The 17,568-nt window shown below is 55.3% G+C and carries 16 protein-coding genes; 6 read left to right on the top strand and 10 right to left on the bottom strand.

Annotated features, from left to right (window positions below; genetic code table 11):
• Positions 1-64 precede the first annotated feature (64 nt).
• A complete protein-coding gene (locus AC790_RS01240; protein WP_049850694.1) occupies positions 65-358 on the top strand; it encodes a SelT/SelW/SelH family protein in 294 nt (97 codons plus the stop codon).
• Positions 359-427: 69 nt separating this feature from the next.
• On the opposite strand, the gene AC790_RS01235 is transcribed toward AC790_RS01240, so the two are convergent.
• The 7 genes from AC790_RS01235 to AC790_RS01210 form a co-directional block, all read right to left on the bottom strand.
• Positions 428-967, bottom strand: coding sequence for a PadR family transcriptional regulator (locus AC790_RS01235; protein ID WP_152929106.1), 540 nt, complete (start codon positions 965-967; stop codon positions 428-430).
• Between the two features lie 90 nt (positions 968-1,057).
• Positions 1,058-1,840 carry a siderophore-interacting protein gene (locus AC790_RS01230; RefSeq protein WP_049850693.1) on the bottom strand — a complete coding sequence of 261 codons (783 nt, stop codon included), beginning with the start codon at positions 1,838-1,840 and terminating at the stop codon, positions 1,058-1,060.
• A gap of 370 nt (positions 1,841-2,210) precedes the next feature.
• Positions 2,211-2,354 carry a hypothetical protein gene (locus AC790_RS01225; protein WP_235440716.1) on the bottom strand — a complete coding sequence of 48 codons (144 nt, stop codon included), beginning with the start codon at positions 2,352-2,354 and terminating at the stop codon, positions 2,211-2,213.
• Between the two features lie 251 nt (positions 2,355-2,605).
• The gene (locus AC790_RS01220; protein ID WP_049850692.1) at positions 2,606-3,472 is read right to left on the bottom strand and encodes a helix-turn-helix domain-containing protein; all 867 of its coding nucleotides are present in this window, start codon (positions 3,470-3,472) and stop codon (positions 2,606-2,608) included.
• Between the two features lie 244 nt (positions 3,473-3,716).
• On the bottom strand, positions 3,717-3,884 hold the full coding sequence (locus AC790_RS24050) for a DUF2474 domain-containing protein (protein ID WP_007890345.1): 168 nt from the start codon (positions 3,882-3,884) through the stop codon (positions 3,717-3,719).
• A gap of 1 nt (position 3,885) precedes the next feature.
• Positions 3,886-4,890, bottom strand: coding sequence for a cytochrome d ubiquinol oxidase subunit II (gene cydB, locus AC790_RS01215; protein ID WP_007890346.1), 1,005 nt, complete (start codon positions 4,888-4,890; stop codon positions 3,886-3,888).
• A gap of 1 nt (position 4,891) precedes the next feature.
• Complete coding sequence (locus AC790_RS01210) at positions 4,892-6,313, bottom strand: cytochrome ubiquinol oxidase subunit I (protein ID WP_007890347.1); 1,422 nt, start codon at positions 6,311-6,313, stop codon at positions 4,892-4,894.
• A 568-nt stretch (positions 6,314-6,881) separates the two neighbouring features.
• Between AC790_RS01210 and yghX the strand changes: the two genes are divergently transcribed.
• Positions 6,882-7,772, top strand: coding sequence for a YghX family hydrolase (gene yghX / locus AC790_RS01205; RefSeq protein ID WP_049850691.1), 891 nt, complete (start codon positions 6,882-6,884; stop codon positions 7,770-7,772).
• 385 nt (positions 7,773-8,157) lie between these two features.
• Here the strand turns inward: yghX and AC790_RS01200 are convergent, their stop codons facing one another.
• Positions 8,158-8,523, bottom strand: coding sequence for a helix-turn-helix domain-containing protein (locus AC790_RS01200; RefSeq protein WP_049850690.1), 366 nt, complete (start codon positions 8,521-8,523; stop codon positions 8,158-8,160).
• Positions 8,524-8,624: 101 nt separating this feature from the next.
• Here AC790_RS01200 and AC790_RS01195 point away from each other — a divergent pair, with 101 nt between their 5' ends.
• Together AC790_RS01195 and treF are read left to right on the top strand one after the other, a co-directional pair.
• Entirely contained in the window at positions 8,625-9,479 is an 855-nt protein-coding gene (locus AC790_RS01195) for an SDR family oxidoreductase (RefSeq protein WP_049850689.1), read from the top strand.
• Positions 9,480-9,895: 416 nt separating this feature from the next.
• A complete protein-coding gene (gene treF / locus AC790_RS01190; protein ID WP_049850720.1) occupies positions 9,896-11,554 on the top strand; it encodes an alpha,alpha-trehalase TreF in 1,659 nt (552 codons plus the stop codon).
• Between the two features lie 351 nt (positions 11,555-11,905).
• Here the strand turns inward: treF and AC790_RS01185 are convergent, their stop codons facing one another.
• On the bottom strand, positions 11,906-12,724 hold the full coding sequence (locus AC790_RS01185; RefSeq protein ID WP_049850688.1) for an alpha/beta fold hydrolase: 819 nt from the start codon (positions 12,722-12,724) through the stop codon (positions 11,906-11,908).
• A 217-nt stretch (positions 12,725-12,941) separates the two neighbouring features.
• Here AC790_RS01185 and AC790_RS01180 point away from each other — a divergent pair, with 217 nt between their 5' ends.
• On the top strand, positions 12,942-14,531 hold the full coding sequence (locus AC790_RS01180) for an MFS transporter (protein WP_049850687.1): 1,590 nt from the start codon (positions 12,942-12,944) through the stop codon (positions 14,529-14,531).
• On the opposite strand, the gene AC790_RS01175 is transcribed toward AC790_RS01180, so the two are convergent.
• Positions 14,532-15,440, bottom strand: a complete 909-nt coding sequence (locus AC790_RS01175; protein WP_049850686.1) for a LysR substrate-binding domain-containing protein — start codon at positions 15,438-15,440, stop codon at positions 14,532-14,534.
• A gap of 147 nt (positions 15,441-15,587) precedes the next feature.
• Between AC790_RS01175 and AC790_RS01170 the strand changes: the two genes are divergently transcribed.
• On the top strand, positions 15,588-17,456 hold the full coding sequence (locus AC790_RS01170) for an amidohydrolase (RefSeq protein WP_049850685.1): 1,869 nt from the start codon (positions 15,588-15,590) through the stop codon (positions 17,454-17,456).
• The last annotated feature ends 112 nt before the right edge of the window (positions 17,457-17,568 follow it).

The following is a 17,568-nucleotide window of genomic DNA, read 5'->3' as shown; positions in this document are numbered from 1 at the left end:
AGATGTATCTTAGAGCGCACAATTTGTTAACTTGTTTATTATCAATAATTAAGCAGAGACACCTATGACTCAGAAACCTGCCATCACCATTCACTACTGTACTCAATGCAACTGGCTGCTACGTTCTGCGTGGATGGCGCAGGAGTTACTGCATACCTTTGCCGAGGATTTGAGTGCGGTAACGCTTAAGCCAGGCACCGGTGGCGTGTTTGAGATTCAGATTGATGGGCTGGTGATTTGGGAGCGTAAGCAGGAAGGCGGATTCCCGGATGCGGCCGCGTTGAAGCAACGCGTGCGCGATGTTTGCTGGCCGGATCGCGCATTGGGGCATGTGGACAAGGACAAGAAGAAGAGCTGATCTGCTCTCCGTACGGTTATCGGAACGGTCGCCATAAATGGCGACCCTACGGGTGGAACTGGCAACCACCTAACTCCTGGCGATTTTCTCCGCCGCTTCGTGCAGCGCGTTAATCACCATCTCCAGCGCCTCTGGCGAAATATCTTCCTGCGCCAGACGATGATTCAAGGTGTGCTTGATCAAATGAATCGCCTGCTCAACCTGCGGAATGCTGCGGTTATTCACCAGAATCGCCAGCGAAGTTAAGCGCTCGATAATCGCCTCCACATTGTCACGATTATCCGCCAGCAGCGCCGCGCCGCTGTCATTCAGCGCATAGGCTTTACGTGATGCCTGCGCATCCACCACGCGAATCGCATCCATCTCTTCAAGCAGCGTCAGGTTGGGATAAATAATGCCGGGACTGGGGGAGTATTCCCCTTTGGAGAGTTCTTCGACTGATTTGATCAGCTCATAGCCGTGCGCAGAGCTGTTCGCCAGAAAGTGCAGCATTAACAGGCGGATATCGCTGGCATCCAGCATTCGCTCCCGACGCTTTTTACGTGCGCCTGCACAGATGGCACGCGGTGCGTGGTCGGACTGCCATGGAAAATCCCGCTGCTGTTTCATTGCCTTCCTGAGCGTCAATTTGGGGAGGTTGATAGTAGTCTGCCACCTGGCAAAATTCAACACAGGCGGCAGCGCGCGGGGAAGTGTCGGTTATTTCTGATGCCAGTAGGCCACAGCGCGCACGTAATCGGTGTGTGCACCGCGTCCCTGGGTAAAGTAATCGCTGAGCTGTTTCACCGCTTCGCCCTCACCCGTCAGCCAGATGAAGTAATCATCGGCGGGCAAGGCAATGTTATCCAGCTGCGCGGTGATGGCGGCAAGGTTAGCGGCCTGCATGGTGCCGCTGCCGAGCCAGGTCACCTGCACATTGGGTAAATCCCCCAGATAATCGCGCCCTGTCGCTTCATCCGCATACGCCAGCAGATGAATCTGCTGCGCCTGCATCTCAGCATAGCGGCGCTTAAAGGCCGGCAGACCGGTCTCGTCGCAGACGTAAATCTGACAGGCATAATCAGCGGGTACGATAAGTGAACCGCGCGGGCCGCCCATGGCAATTTGGTCGCCCGGCTTAGCGTCATTGGCCCAGCTACTGGCCACGCCACCATCGTGCAGGTAGAAATCGATGGTCAGTGAATCAACGCCGTTGAACTCCAGCGGCGTGTAATCACGCGCGGCAGGACGTACGCCGCCCGGCCAGACAATGCCGTCATCCGTCATTTGTGGCAGTGCCAGCGCGCTGCCGGCGCTGTCCGGGAAGAACACTTTGATGTGATCGTCAAACGACGGCGAATTGAAGCCTGCCAGATCGCTGCCGTTGAAAACAATGCGCCAGAATTCACCGGCAATCAGCGTTTTGCTCACCACGGTGATGTGACGGAAACGCAGTTCATTTCGTACGCGGCGCGGTATGCGTGCGGAAGGGGTAGTTTGCAAGCGTTGTCTCCCTAAAAGATAGTGAAAGTCATTCTCATCTGATGGGCAAAGATTAGCTATGATATATCTTCGATGCAATGCCGAAAAATGCTATTGGCAGATTGTGGCGATGGCAAAATCAGTGCGATTCGCAAGTGGTCGCCATAAATGGCGCCCCTACGGGTTTTGTAAGGTGCGCATTTATAACGACGCGCGGGTTTTGTAGGGTGCGCATTTATGCGCACCGTCCACATGGACGCACGGAATTTGAGACGTGGCTAATCGCACCTGGCAATACAGCAGGCGTGAAGATTTTTCATGGGAGAACTCATCCTGCCGGACATCTGGCACAAGCAGTGCGACCGGCAAGCGAGATTAAAGCGCAGAAATATTAAGCCTGATGGTTACCGCAGGTGACGAAGCTACCCTCATCCTGGGTATGATTCGGCAGCACATTGTCGCCAAGAATTTCATGTTGCGCACAATGTGGTTGATGCGGGTGCAGGCCGCCCGGCGGTGAAAAAGGCTCAGCCATCTGCGCACTTGCCAGCGAAGAAAACGCTACAAGCGCTGTCATGAGGAACAACGGTAAAAGTCGCATAATTTTTTATCAATTCACTATAGCGGTCCGGAATGGACCAGAAATGCAGGTGATTATCCAGCCTGATGTGTGGCGGCTGGTGATTTACGCGGCCAATCAGGTTTCGATGAAGAATTTTACGCCAATTATGGCAATGAGTTTATAAAATCGTGCGGTTTGTCACGGTTTACCGCACGAATTATGCATTAGTTATCCGCCACCGGAATATAGAACGTGCCCTGTAGCAGATCGGGCGTGCTGTATTTCAGATCGAGCTTAAGCAGATCTTTGCCCGTACGTCGTGCCACGCCCAGCGCAGGCAGATGGTTGTAGTAAATCTCGGCGGTAAAGGCGTTAATCTCTTCCGGCGTACCGTGCCAGTCAATCTCCGCGTACAAGCCCTTTTCACCGGTCCAGTTCTGTACGTTGCGCGGCAGCACATCGGCGTACTGACTCTCCAGCGCCTGGAACAGACTAATGTGCTGCTGGTCGGCAGAATTTACGCCCGGACTGAACTGAAAGCCCAGCCAGCCGCGGCTCACGTGTTGGCCGGCAAAGGCGATAAAATCACGCGTGTGCTGCGCCACTACATGGTGGTGATGATCAATATATTCGCCAAAGCGGCATTCCCACTCAATCACTTCACCGCACAGCTGAATCTCCGGCTTCTGCGCCAGACGCGCATTCACCCACTCGCGCTGCGTTGAGATACGACTGTGGAAATCCTTCATCAGCATGTCCGGGATGCGGCGATAAGCACCCGGCGTCATCGAGAAGTGACTTTTAAACACCCGCGTAAAATTTTGCTGATTATCAAAGCCAAAGCGCACGGCAATATCGATCAGCGGCATGCTGGTAAGACGCAGCGCCATTGCCGCCATCGTCAGACGACGCTTACGCGTGTAGGACGCCAGCGTTTGCCCGGTCATCTCTTTGAACATGCGCTGCATGTGCCACTTGGAGTAACCGGATTTCAGGGTGATCAGATCGACATTAAGCTCGTCGGTTAGATTCGCCTCGATCCAGTCCACCAGATCAATGATGTACTGTTTTTTCAGATTCAGACTGAGCATGATTTTGATGGTCGAGTGAAGGGGTTGAAGGTAATGAATATGCGTTATTCGTCACATAAATATAACAAAAACGTATTACTAACGTAAGGAAGAGTAAACGTACCGAAGCGGGAAAAGCATTAATTGCTTAGGTTACTAACGTTTTTTAGCTCACAAAAAAAAAAAGGCCGCCACGAATGGCGACCTACGGCATAACGGACCTGATTTGTAGGGTGCGCATTGCTGCGCACCTCCGTGCAGATACTCAGTGCGAGCGCATGCCCGCTGCCGTCATCATCATACGAAACAGTGATGCCACCACACCGAGTGCCAGCACGCTTGCGCCGTAAATAACAACCAGCCACATCACCTGCTTCCACCACGGAATCTTCGTTTCAGTGTGAGTTTTCATGCTGCTGACCTCGGTTTTCATATCAATGGTATCCTTCGTCTGCTTTGATTTTTCCGCGGAATACGTAGTAACTCCAGAAGGTGTAACCCAGAATTACCGGAATAATCAGCAAGCCGCCCACCAACATAAACGCCTGGCTGCTGGCCGGAGAAGCGGCCTGCCAGATGGTGATTGACGGTGGAATGATGTTCGGCCAAATGCTGATGCCCAAGCCCGAGAAGCCAAGGAAAATCAGCGCCAGCGTCAGGATGAACGGCGAGTAATGCGCTTCGCGTTTAATCGCACGTACAATCCCCCACGAACACAGCACCACCAGCACCGGAACCGGCAAGAACCAGAACAGGTTTGGACGCGTGAACCAGCGCTGCGCGATATCCGCATGCGTCAGCGGCGTCCAGATGCTGATAATCCCCACCACCAGCAGCAGCGTCAGCGTCAGCGGCGTGGCCAGCGCAGACATTTTACGGTGCAGATCGTGTTCGGTTTTCATGATCAGCCAGGTACAACCCAGCAGCGCATAGGCGATGACCAAACCGACACCACAGAACAGCGGGAACGGTGCCAGCCAGCTCATCGCTGAACCGGCATATTCGCGGCCAACCACCGGGAAGCCATTCAGGATCGCGCCAACCGCCACGCCCTGGCTGAAGGTCGCCAGCAGTGAACCGGCAATGAACGACTTATCCCAGAACGCGCGATGTTCCAAAGTGGCTTTGAAGCGGAACTCAAAAGCAACGCCACGGAAGATCAGGCCAATCAACATCGCCGTTAACGGAATCGACAGCGCATCCAGCAGAACTGAATATGCCAGCGGGAATGCGCCATACAGCGCCGCGCCGCCCAGCACCAGCCAGGTTTCGTTACCATCCCATACTGGCGCAACGGTGTTGACCATCATGTCGCGTTCGATGGGATCTTTATTGAACGGCAACAGCAGGCCAATGCCGAGGTCGAAGCCATCCATCACGATGTACATCAGGGTGCCGAATACGATGATGGCAAACCAGATAATTGAAAAGTCGATCATCTTAGTGCTCCCCACTCTTTTCGCTATGGGTTTTCGCCGCCGACAACGGACGCGCTGGGGTGTGATGCTGACCCGGACCACCGTGATCAACCTCTTTACCTTCGCCGGTCACCGGACCCTCTTTGATCAGACGCATCATGTAGAGATAGCCGACGCCAAATACCGATGAGTAGACCAGAATAAACGCCAGCAGGCTGATGCTCATGTGCATATCGCCATGCGCGGAGACCGCATCAATGGTGCGCTGCACGCCATACACCACCCACGGCTGACGACCAATTTCGGTAGTAAACCAGCCGGCCAGAATGGCGATCAGACCCGATGGCCCCATCAGCAGCGTGAACCACAGGAACGGACGCGAGTGATACAAGCGACCTTTGAAACGCAGCCACAGGCTAACCACGCCCAGCGTAATCATCAGCAGGCCCAGCGCCACCATCACGCGGAATGACCAGAAGATGATGGTTGAGTTCGGGCGATCTTCTTTCGGGAAACTCTTCAGCGCAGGAATCTGCTTATCGAGGCTGTGCGTCAGAATCAGGCTGCCGAGATACGGAATCTCAACGGCGTACTTAGTACGCTCCTGATCCATATCCGGCACACCGAACAGAATCAGCGGCGACGCTTCACCCGATTTATTTTCCCAGTGACCTTCAATCGCAGCGATTTTCGCTGGCTGATGCTCAAGGGTGTTCAGACCGTGCGCATCACCAATCATCGCCTGAATCGGTGCCACGATCAGTGCCATCCACAGCGCCATCGAGAACATCTTCCGAATCGCTGGATTGTCATTGCCGCGCAGCAAATGCCACGCGCCCGACGCACCAACAAAGAAGGCGCTGGCAAGGAAGGCACCCACCGACATATGGAACAGGCGATAAGGGAATGAAGGGTTGAAGATGATTTTCAGCCAATCTTCCGGCACCACAATGCCGTTCTGAATGATGTAGCCCTGCGGCGTATGCATCCAGCTGTTTGAGGCAAGAATCCAGAAGGTGGAGAAGATGGTGCCGAGCGCCACCATGCAGGTCGCGAAGAAGTGCAAGCCAGGACCGACGCGGTTCCAGCCAAACAGCATCACGCCAAGGAAGCCAGCTTCGAGGAAGAAGGCGGTTAACACTTCATAGGTGAGCAGCGGACCGGTAATACTGCCGGCAAACTGCGAGAAACCACTCCAGTTGGTACCGAACTGGTAGGCCATCACCAGACCGGATACCACGCCCATACCGAAGTTAACGGCGAAAGCTTTCGACCAGAAATGGTAGAGATCGCGATAGGTCTCGTTACGGGTTTTCAGCCACATCCCTTCAAGCACCGCCAGGAAACTGGCGAGACCGATGGTGATGGCTGGGAAGATAATATGGAAGGAAACAGTAAAGGCGAACTGTACCCTTGCCAGATGAAAGGCATCTAATCCAAACATTGCTTACCTCATTGCCACAAATTACACCGAAATTTTTACTTATAATTAACAAGCAGAGCGCAGCGCGATATTTCGCCGTGCTTAAAGAAATGTCGCACCAATGTAAAAGCAAGCGATGCGAACGAAAAGAAACAGTGGAAGTCGGTAAAACTATAACAGTGTTTTTTGATTTCGATCATTGTTTTCAGTAGAAACTAATACTTTAAAAATCACCACGTTAAGGTTAATCACCCTCATTCATTGTGACAATATTGTTATTATTTGCGGCATATTCCCGCTGTGCTTATCAGGTAAGCACTTCATTTATTTATTTTTTAGTGCGGAGAAAAAATGGATTATTTATCAGCCGGCATTTTGGCATGTAAATATTTCCGGACACATAAACATGATCTTAATTGTTAATTAAAAGATAATCATTTTAGAACAAAAAGATATATTTCTGATGCTTATTAGTGACGTGATGTAAAGCCTGCGGCGTTAACCTGGTGCTGCATGGCATTTGCCAGCGACGGCAAGCTGTGCTTTTTTAGAGCAGTAATCAACCAGTTAAAACAGCGAAGGAGAGGTTATGGCCCGTCTTACCGCACAGGATTTCCCTCAGGAACTGCTCGAGCTTTACGATTACTACGCCCACGGAAAAATCAGCAAACGCGAATTCATCGCGATGGCGGCAAAATTCACCATTGCCGGGATGACGGGTGCCACGTTGTTAAGCGCAATGAGCCCGAACTATGCGCTGGCGCAGCAGGTGGAATTTACCGATCCGGCGATCAAACCCGAATACATTCACTATCCCTCGCCACAAGGGCACGGCGAGGTGCGCGGTTATCTGGTGCGTCCGGCCAACGCAACAGGCAAAGTGCCTGCGGTGGTGGTGGTGCACGAGAATCGTGGCCTGAATCCTTATATCGAAGATGTGGCACGACGCGTGGCAAAAGCCGGTTATATCGCGCTGGCGCCGGATGGCTTGAGCTCGCTGGGCGGCTACCCGGGCAACGATGACGAAGGCAAAACCATGCAGGCCAAAGTCGATCCCACCAAATTGATGAATGACTTCTTCGCCGCGATTGATTTCCTGATGCATCACGAGGAAGGCACCGGCAAAGTGGGCATTACCGGCTTCTGCTACGGCGGCGGCGTGGCGAATGCCGCAGCGGTGGCATTTCCCGATCTAGCCTGCGCCGTGCCGTTTTACGGACGTCAGCCTAAAGCCGAGGATGTGCCGCGCATCAAAGCGCCGTTGCTGCTGCACTATGCCGCGCTGGATAAAGGCATCAATGAAGGCTGGCCCGCCTATGAAGAGGCGCTGAAAGCCAACCATAAAGTTTATGAAGGCTATGTGTATCCGGGCGTGAATCATGGCTTCCATAATGATTCGACGCCGCGCTATGACAAAGCCGCCGCCGAGCTGGCCTGGAGCCGCACACTGGGCTGGTTTGAGAAGTATTTGTATGCCTGATGCCTTTATGGTCGCCATGAACGGCGACCCTACAGGCGTTACAGCGATGGTGATCTAGAAAAACGCATGGATGCTGCAGCGCGGGTGTTGAGGCGACATCCCAACCCGCTGAGCGAGTGAGGGATTCCAGGGCGAGCCGCAGGGATGCGGCGAGAGGCGGCGCTGAGCAGGAGCGAATCGCCGCCGGTCCGTCAGGAATCGTGAAGGAGTGAAGGTACCGCGAAGCGGCGGGATGGGCTGGCGCAGGGCCCGGAGTGCAGAGGGCGTGGCCAGACGCCCTTTGCTCGGTCGCCGCACGGCAGAGCTGAAACTGCCCCCAGCCGATGGCGAACGAAAGTTGCTCAGCGCTTAACTAATCGGCATTACGCCATTCATGGCGACCATGTTAATGCGCAGGCTTCAGAATCCGATGCACATTGCTCTCCAGCCAATCTGCTAGCCCGGTCACCTGCCCTTCCACTTCGCGGCCTAGCGACGTTAAGCGATATTCCACATGCGGCGGCACCACTTCATAGGCGATGCGCTCAACAAAACCATCCTCTTCCATATAGCGCAGCGTCTGCGCCAGCATGCGTTCGCTGACGCCACCAATCTTGCGACGCAGCTCGCTAAAACGCAGGGTGTCTTCGCGCAGCGCCAGTAAAATCAGTACGCTCCAGCGACTGGTAATGCGTTTTAGTACTTCGCGCGAAGGACAATTGACGTTAAGCAACTCGCCGCGCGTAAATTTTTCACTCATCTTTTCAGACATTTATCTTGCCTTTTGCAAACTAACAAATCTGTAAGTACTTACTATAAGTTAGCTTATCCCGTAGGCTGTTTTCATTCCAGCTGAAACTGAAGGAGAACATCATGATTGCGATTACCGGCGCCACTGGCCAACTGGGCCGTTTGGTGATTAACGAGTTATTGAAAAAAGTGCCCGCCAGCGACGTGATTGCAGCGGTGCGTTCACCTGAGAAAGCGACCGATCTTCAAGCGCTAGGCATCACGCTGCGTGCGGCGGATTACAGCAAACCGGAAACTCTGCAGAGCGCATTTGCCGGTGTTGATAAGCTGCTGCTGATTTCATCCAGTGAAGTCGGCCAGCGTGAAGCACAGCACAAAGCCGTCATTGACGCGGCCAAGGCAGCGGGCGTGAGCTTTATCGCTTACACCAGCTTGCTACATGCCGAGTCTTCACCACTGGGTTTAGGCGTTGAGCATCGCGCTACTGAAGCGCAGCTGAAAGCGTCAGGCATTCCGTTTGCGCTGCTGCGCAACGGCTGGTACACCGAGAATTATGCCGCGAGCATTGCCCCAGCGCTGGCGCATCATGCCTTTATTGGTGCGGTGGGCGAAGGTCGCATCTCATCGGCTGCGCGTAGTGATTATGCGGCCGCAGCGGCTGAGGTGATTAGCCGTGACGATCAGGCTGGCAAAGTGTATGAGCTGGCCGGTGACGACAGCTACACGCTGGCGCAGTTTAGTGCCGAGATCGCCAAACAGTCTGGTGAGCAAGTGGATTACATCAACCTGCCGCAGGCGGAGTTCGCCGCCGCGCTGAAAGGCGCCGGGCTGCCGGATGGATTGTCCGAGATGCTGGCGGATTCCGATGCCGGTGCCGAGAAAGGCGGATTGTTCGATGATAGCCATACCCTGAGCAAACTGATTGGCCGCCCAACCACGCCGTATGCGGATGTGATTAAAGCCTCGTTGAAGAAGTAAGGTGCGCTTGGTCCCTCACCCCAGCCCTCTCCCGCAAGCGGGCGAGGGAGCCGATCGAGTCCGCTTCAGCCCTAAACATTCCCTCTCCCGCAAGTGGGAGAGGGTTAGGGTGAGGGAAAAACCGCTTAGCCCCCGCTGCGTTTGCCATAAATTGATCAAGCCATCCCGCCCTTTTTCACGCCAATATTAGCGATTTTCTTAATTACAGATAATTCTGTGCAGTTATTTAAACATCCATCCTAAAAGCCGCTTTCAATTCCTGAAATATAGTCCGTTGTAATCGCTGAACAATCGTAAAAACCCGCGATCCATCGACATGATTTATTACGTTCATAGATAATTCGCATTGTTGTTTCGCCCGTTCATAGCTCTATAATTTGTCCTTTACGCATTCAAGAATTTACCAGGAGGCTGCTATTAATACTAACCAACAGCAATATAACGCTTTCGAGGATCGACGCGCAGATGCTGAACTGGAGTATCAATATAATCCTCATGAATTTGTCCGCGAAGGTATGCAAGATTCGGAGCCGGAACCTGAGCTGATCGAAGGTCTTCCCGCGCCGGATGCGCTGACGCCTGCCGATCGCTACATGGAACTGTTTGAGCAGGTGCAGACTTCGCACATATTTGCCGACAGCAAAACCTTCCCGGACTGTGCGCCTAAATTCGACCCGCTGGATATTTTAATCCGCTTTCGCCGGCGTAAACGTGCAGCGGATTTTGATCTGGAAAAATTCGTGCACGAACATTTTTATTCACCACAGGTGAATGAGAGTTTTTATGTTTCTAATCCGGATAAAACCTTAACGGAACATATAGACGATCTGTGGCCAGTGTTAACCAAAATGCCGCAGCAACATTTAGCGCATTCCTCGCTGCTGCCGCTGCCAAAACCTTATGTGGTGCCGGGCGGTCGATTTGGAGAAACCTATTACTGGGACTCCTACTTCAGCATGCTTGGCCTCGCCGATGCGGGACGCGACGATCTGCTGCGACATATGGCGGACAACTTCGCCTGGTTGATTGATAACTACGGTCACGTGCCAAACGGCAACCGGACTTACTATCTCAGCCGTTCGCAGCCGCCGGTGTTTGCGCTGATGGTGGAACTGTTCGAAGAGGATGGCATTCGCGGCGCGAAACGCTATCTCGATCAGTTAATGAAAGAGTATCAATTCTGGATGGATGGCGCGGGCGAACTGATGCCGCATCAGGCCTATCGCCACGTGGTGCGCATGCCAGATGGTTCGCTGCTGAACCGTTACTGGGATGACCGCGACACGCCGCGTGATGAGTCATGGCTGGAAGATATTGAAACCGCGAAAAAATCGGGACGTCCGGCGAACGAAGTGTATCGCGATCTGCGTGCCGGTGCCGCATCAGGCTGGGATTACTCTTCACGCTGGCTGCGCGATCCGCAGCGTCTGGCGAGTATTCGCACCACACAATTTATTCCGATCGATCTCAACGCATTCCTCTACAAGCTGGAACTGATGATTTCGACGCTGTCGCATGCCAAGGGCGAAGAGCTGACGGCGCTGGCATGGCAGAAAAAAGCCGATGCGCGTAAGCAGGCAATTCACCGCTACCTGTGGGATAACACCGCCGGGGTTTATCGTGACTACGACTGGCGTCGCGAGCGCTTTGGCGCCTTCACCGCCGCTGCAGTGGTGCCACTGTTCCTCGGCCTCGCGTCGCCCGAACAGGCGCACCTGCAGGCCGTGGCGCTGCGTCATTTGCTGTTGACGCAAGGCGGCTTGTTAACGTCGATGGTGGAGAGCGGCGAGCAGTGGGATAAACCAAATGCCTGGGCTCCGCTGCAGTGGATGGCGGTGGTCGGATTGAATCATTATGGCGAAGAGACGCTGGCGACGGAAATTGCCGTTAACTGGCTGAATACGGTGAATAATTTCTATACGCTGCACCATAAGCTGGTAGAGAAATATGACATCAGCGGCGATCGTTCCCGTCCGGGCGGCGGCGGCGAATATCCGCTGCAGGATGGTTTCGGCTGGACCAACGGTGTTACCCGCCGATTGATGACGATGTATGGGCATTTACTGGCGGATTGAGATGGTGCGCTGATGCCCTAAATGCCCTCACCCTAGCCCTCTCCCGCCTGCAGGAGAGGGAATAATTAGAGGTGAGAAGATTAAATATTGCAACAGACAGTTATAACGTATTCGCTGGATCAGTCCCCTCTCCCGCCTGCGGGAGAGGGAATAATTAGGGGTGAGAAGATTAAATATTGCAGTAGACAGTCATAACGTATCCGCTGGATCAGTCCCCTCTCCCGCCTGCAGGAGAGGGAATAATTAGGGGTGAGAAGATTAAATATTGCAGCAGACAGTCATAACGTATTCGCTGGATTAGTCCCCTCTCCCGCCTGCGGGAGAGGGTTAGGGTGAGGGAAAAACCGCACCTTACTTCTGTAAAAACGCCAGCAAATCCGCATTCAGCTGATCCTGATGCGTCACCGCAAAGCCATGCGGGCCGTTCTCGTAAACCTTCAATTCCGAACCTTTAATCAGTTCATGCACCAGTTTACCGGTGGCTTCAAACGGCACGATCTGATCGTTACTGCCATGGATCACCAGCGTTGGCACATCAACCTTAGCGATATCTGCGCGGAAATCGGTCTCGGAGAAGGCGGTCACACAATCAATAGTGCCTTTCAGCGATGCCAGCAGCGCAATATTTAGCGTCTGCGTCAGCACGCCGTCAGAAACTGTTTGCCTAGCGTTGATGCCATAGAACGGCGTAGCGAACTCTTTGATAAACTGCGCCCGATCTTTACGTAAGCCATCTTTAATGCCATCAAACACCGACTGCTCAACGCCCTCGGGATGATCGGCGGTTTTACCGAAGATAGGCGTGACCGCGCCCAGCAGCACCAACCCTTTCACTTTCTCCGTACCGTAACGCCCGATATAGCGCGACACATCGCCGCCGCCCATTGAGAAGCCCACCAGCGTCACCTCATTCAACTGCAGATGCTCAATAAGACCCTGAATATCATCGGCAAAGGTATCGTAGTCGTAGCCTTCCCACGGCTGCTCGGAGCGACCAAAGCCGCGACGGTCAAAAGCAATGACGCGGTAGCCACGTTCAGCCAGAAAATTCAGCTGGCTATCCCACATATCGGCATCCAGCGGCCAGCCGTGACTAAACAGCACCGGTTGACCTTTACCCCAATCTTTAAAATAGAGGTTAACGCCGTCTTTCGTCTTGAATGTGCTCATGTTTTTTGCTCCGTAAGTGAGTGATGTTGTGTCTGCCAATCAAACTACATCGAGCGAGGGGAAAAACCTAAAGCAGAGATTTTGACAACTTGTTCAATCTTTTTTGCGGCTCAAGCGCTGTTAAAAAAGCCTGGACAAGTTGATGGATTTTTTCCGCTATCAAGCAGACTGCAGGCTTCGTAAGGTGCTTACATCGCACTCTTACAGGAACATGATGATGAGCCAGCCCCAATCAGCCACGCCGCGCAGCGGTGCCTTCTCTCCCTTCGGTTACGGGCTATTCGCCCTGATCTGGACCGCCTCGGTACTCGGCAATACCGGCAGCTTTATCCGCGATGTCGCCAGCGCCTGGCTGGTGACCGGCTTATCCGATAACCCCACCGCCGTGGCGCTGATGCAAACCGCTGCGACCTTGCCGGTGTTCCTGCTGGCGCTGCCCGCGGGCGTGCTGTCAGATATTGTTGACCGCCGCCGCTTGCTGATTGTAGTGCAAATATTAATGGCCAGCGTCAGCGGCACCCTGCTGCTGCTGTCGCATAACCACTGGCTGACCGTCGAATGGTTAATCGGGCTGACCTTCGTCGGCGGGATTGGCGCAGCGCTGTTTGGTCCTGCCTGGCAGGCGATTGTGCCGGAGCTGGTGCCGCGTCATGAGTTGAAAAACGCCGTGGCACTCAACTCGCTCGGCATCAACATCGCGCGCGCCATCGGTCCAGCCACGGGCGGGTTACTGCTGGCCAGTTTCGGGGCGATGGCGGCCTACGGGGCGGATGTGGCGAGCTACTTTTTCGTTATCGCCGCGCTGCTGTACTGGAAGCGTCCAGCGAAAGCAAAAACCGAGCTGAATGAACACTTCTTCGGCGCGTTCCGTGCTGGCTTGCGTTACGTGCGCGCCAGCCACGATCTGCACCGCGTGTTATTGCGTGCCGCGCTGTACTTCGCCTTCGCCAGCGCCATTTGGGCGTTACTGCCGTTAGTCGCCCGCAACATGCTGCAAGGCACCGCTGGCTTCTACGGCTTGCTGCTCGGCGCGGTGGGCGGCGGTGCCATTGCCGGCGCGCTGCTGCTGCCGCGTCTGCGCAGCTCAATGAGTCATGATGGCCTGCTGCTGCTCTCTGCGGTGCTGAGCGCACTAGTGATGCTGGGATTAGCCATGAGTCCGCCGCAGTGGCTGGCGCTGATGCTGATGCTGGTATTGGGCGTGGGCTGGATTATCGCGCTCACGACGTTGAACGGCGTCGCGCAAGCGGTGCTGCCCGATTGGGTGCGCGGTCGCGGTTTAGCGGTCTATTTGATGGTGTTCAACGGCACGCTGGCGGGCGGCAGCCTGGCATGGGGCTTAATCGCCCAACATATCGGCCTGGCCAATACGCTGCTGATCGCCGGAGCGGGCCTGATTATCAGCGCGCTGCTGCTGAAACGTCTGGTGTTGCCAGCCGGTGAAGCCGATCTGCAGCCCGCGCTGCACTGGGTGGAACCGGAGGTGGATGCCAACCTCGATGTGCGTCAGGGGCCGGTATTGATTCAGATTCGCTATCGCGTGATGCCAGAAGATCGCGCCGCGTTCAAACTGGCTATCCATAAGCTGGCGCAGTCACGCCGCCGCGATGGCGCTTACTCATGGGGATTGATGGCGCAAACCGACGACCCCAACGCGCTGCTGGAGTGGTTTCTGGTGGAGTCGTGGCAGGAGCATTTGCGTCAGCACCAGCGCGTTTCCCACGCTGATGCTGCGCTGCAACAGGCGGTGCTGCAATATCATCAGGGCGAAGATGCCCCGCAGGTCAGCCACCATATCGCCATCTGATTACGCGGGCAGGTAGATATCATGCAAACCTGGCAGCGTGAGGAGATGCTCACGCCACCAGGTGGCGGCATTACCGCAGGCGCTTTCGTTCCATGCCAGGTACGCCATATCGCGACGGCATTCGCTATCCAGCTGGCGCGCCACCAGCGCCCCACTTGCCAGATGTGGACGCGCCAGATAGAGCGGCAAATAGCCGCAGCCAAGGCCATCCAGCTGCGCCTGCAGCTTGGTGGGGAAATCGTGCACGTTCAAGGTTTTCTGTTCATCCAGCACGCGTAAATCAACGCCCGCCCCGTGACGCGAGGAGTCGTGCACGGTGACGGCGCGATACTGGCGAATCAGTTCGCGCTGCAGCGGCTCCGCTGCACTGGCTAACGGATGCCCGGGCGCAACCGCGAACACGTATTCCAGCCAGCCCAGCGGTTGGCAGACGATCTCTTTGCGCGTGGCGGGCTCTTGCACCGCGCCAAAGACAATGTCCGCTTCGCCATAGTTTAGCGCTTCCCAGCAGCCGGAGAGCACGTCCTGGCGGAACTGCAGCTGGGTATGTGGATGCTGCTGATAAAACGCATCAATCAACGGCGTCAGCAGGCTAAACGGCACGGAGGCATCTACGCTTATTACCAGCTGGCTTTCCCAACCGCTCTCCACGTAGCGCGCCTGCTGTTCCAGTTCATTCACCGCGCGCAGCAGCGTGCGCCCTTTATCGAGCATCAGGCGCCCGGTCGGCGTAAAGGTGGCGCGATGACCAGAACGATCGAGCAGCGTGATTTTCAGGTCGCTCTCCATCTTCTGCACGGTGTAACTCAATGCCGAGGCGGTTTTGAATAGTCGCGCGGCCGCCGCCGCAAAGGTGCCGTGGCGATCCAGCGCGTCCAGAATCAACAGCGCCTCAAGGTTTAAACGCATTGCCCCTCCTCCCCAAAATTTGTTGAACAACAAACCAAAAACAATCCGTTATCAATAACTGCTCTCATTTCGTATTTTTTTAACCAACGAAGCAAGCGCTTTAACACTGACTCAGCCACGCAATGCGAAATCTTTTGGAGAAAAACCATGACAACGGCCTCACTGATTTTCACTAACGGCAAGTTCCACACGGTAGATCGTGCCAATCCGCTGGCCACAGCGGTGGCAATTAAAGACGGCAAATTTCTCGCGGTCGGCAGTGAAGCCGAGGTGATGCGCTTCGCCGGAAGTGACACACAAATTATTGATGCCAAAGGTCACACCGGTATTCCTGGCCTCAACGATTCGCATCTGCACCTGATTCGCGGTGGGCTGAATTACAATCTTGAGCTGCGCTGGGAAGGCGTGCCGTCGCTGGTGGATGCGTTGCGCATGCTGCGTGACCAGGCGCTGCGCACGCCGTCGCCGCAGTGGGTGCGCGTGGTCGGCGGCTGGACCGAGTTCCAGTTTGCCGAACGCCGCATGCCGACGCTGGATGAGATCAACGCCGCCGCGCCTGACACGCCGGTATTTATCCTGCACCTGTACGATCGCGCCCTGCTCAACCGCGCCGCGCTGCGCGTGGTGGGTTACACCAAAGACACGCCGAACCCGCCGGGTGGCGAGATTCAGCGCGACAGCAACGGCAATCCAACCGGGATGCTGATCGCCCGTCCCAACGCCATGCTGCTGTACGCCACGCTGGCGAAAGGTCCAAAACTGCCGCTGGAGCAGCAGGTGAACTCGACGCGTCAGTTTATGCGTGAGCTAAATCGCCTCGGCCTGACCAGCGCTATCGATGCCGGCGGTGGTTTCCAAAACTTTCCAGATGATTACGATGTGATTTCCGAACTGCATGCCAAAAAGCAGCTGACGGTGCGCATTGCCTACAACCTTTTCACCCAGAATCCCGGCCATGAACTGCAGGATTTCGAACGCTGGACCGATATGCTGAAGCCCGGCCAGGGCACCGATTTCCTGCGTCACAACGGCGCCGGGGAAATGCTGGTGTTCTCAGCCGCCGATTTTGAAGATTTTCTCGAACCGCGTCCGGATTTAGCGCCCGGCATGGAAGATGAGCTGGAGCGCGTGGTGCGCCATCTGGTGGAACACCGCTGGCCGTTCCGCCTGCACGCCACCTATAACGAATCGATTAGCCGCATGCTCGACGTTTTCGAGAAAGTGAACCGCGATATTCCGTTTAACGGCTTGCACTGGTTCTTCGACCACGCGGAGACCATCACCGAAGCCAATATTGAACGCGTGAAGGCGCTCGGCGGCGGCCTGGCGGTGCAGCATCGTATGGCGTTTCAGGGCGAATATTTTGTCGATCGCTACGGCAAAGAGGCAGCAAAACAGACGCCGCCGGTGGCGCGCATGCTGGAAGCCGGGGTGCCGGTAGGATTGGGTACCGATGCCACGCGTGTCGCCAGCTACAACCCGTGGACCGCGCTCTACTGGCTGGTGTCCGGTCGCACCGTCGGCGGCATGCAACTGTACGATGATAATGCACGCATTGACCGCGAAACCGCGTTGATGCTGTGGACTAAAGGTAGCGCCTGGTTCTCCAATGAGCAGAGCGCTAAGGGCGAGATCAAAGTCGGCCAGCTGGCGGATCTGGTGCTGCTGTCGAAAGATTTCTTCAGCGTGCCGGAAGAGGAGATCAAAGGCATTGAATCGGTGTTGACGCTGGTGGATGGCGAAGTGGTGTATGCCGCGGGTGGCTTCACGCCGCTGTCACCGCCGCCGGTGCCGGTGCTGCCCGAGTGGTCGCCGGTGGTAACGGTGCCAGGCCACTATCGCAGCGCCCCGCCGCAGGCCAATGGCCGCGCCGCGATGATGCCGAAAGTGCATCAGTGCAGCGGACCGTGCGGCGTGCATAGTCACTCGCACGATGTCGCACGCCAGTCATCGGTGCCGGTGTCGGATAATAATGCGTTCTGGGGCGCGCTGGGCTGTTCGTGTTTTGCGTTTTAGTCCTCTGCGGGCTGGTGCCCTCACCCTAACCCTCTCCCGCAAGCGGGAGAGGGAACCGATCGAGCGAATACGTTATTGCATATGGCAGCATTTCCCTCTCCCTGTGGGAGAG

It is taken from the genome of Pantoea sp. RIT-PI-b (genome assembly GCF_001187905.1).
In the GTDB taxonomy this organism is placed as follows: domain Bacteria; phylum Pseudomonadota; class Gammaproteobacteria; order Enterobacterales; family Enterobacteriaceae; genus Pantoea; species Pantoea nemavictus.
Note: the sequence above shows the minus strand (reverse complement) of the source record. Positions and strands in the feature narration are given on the sequence as shown.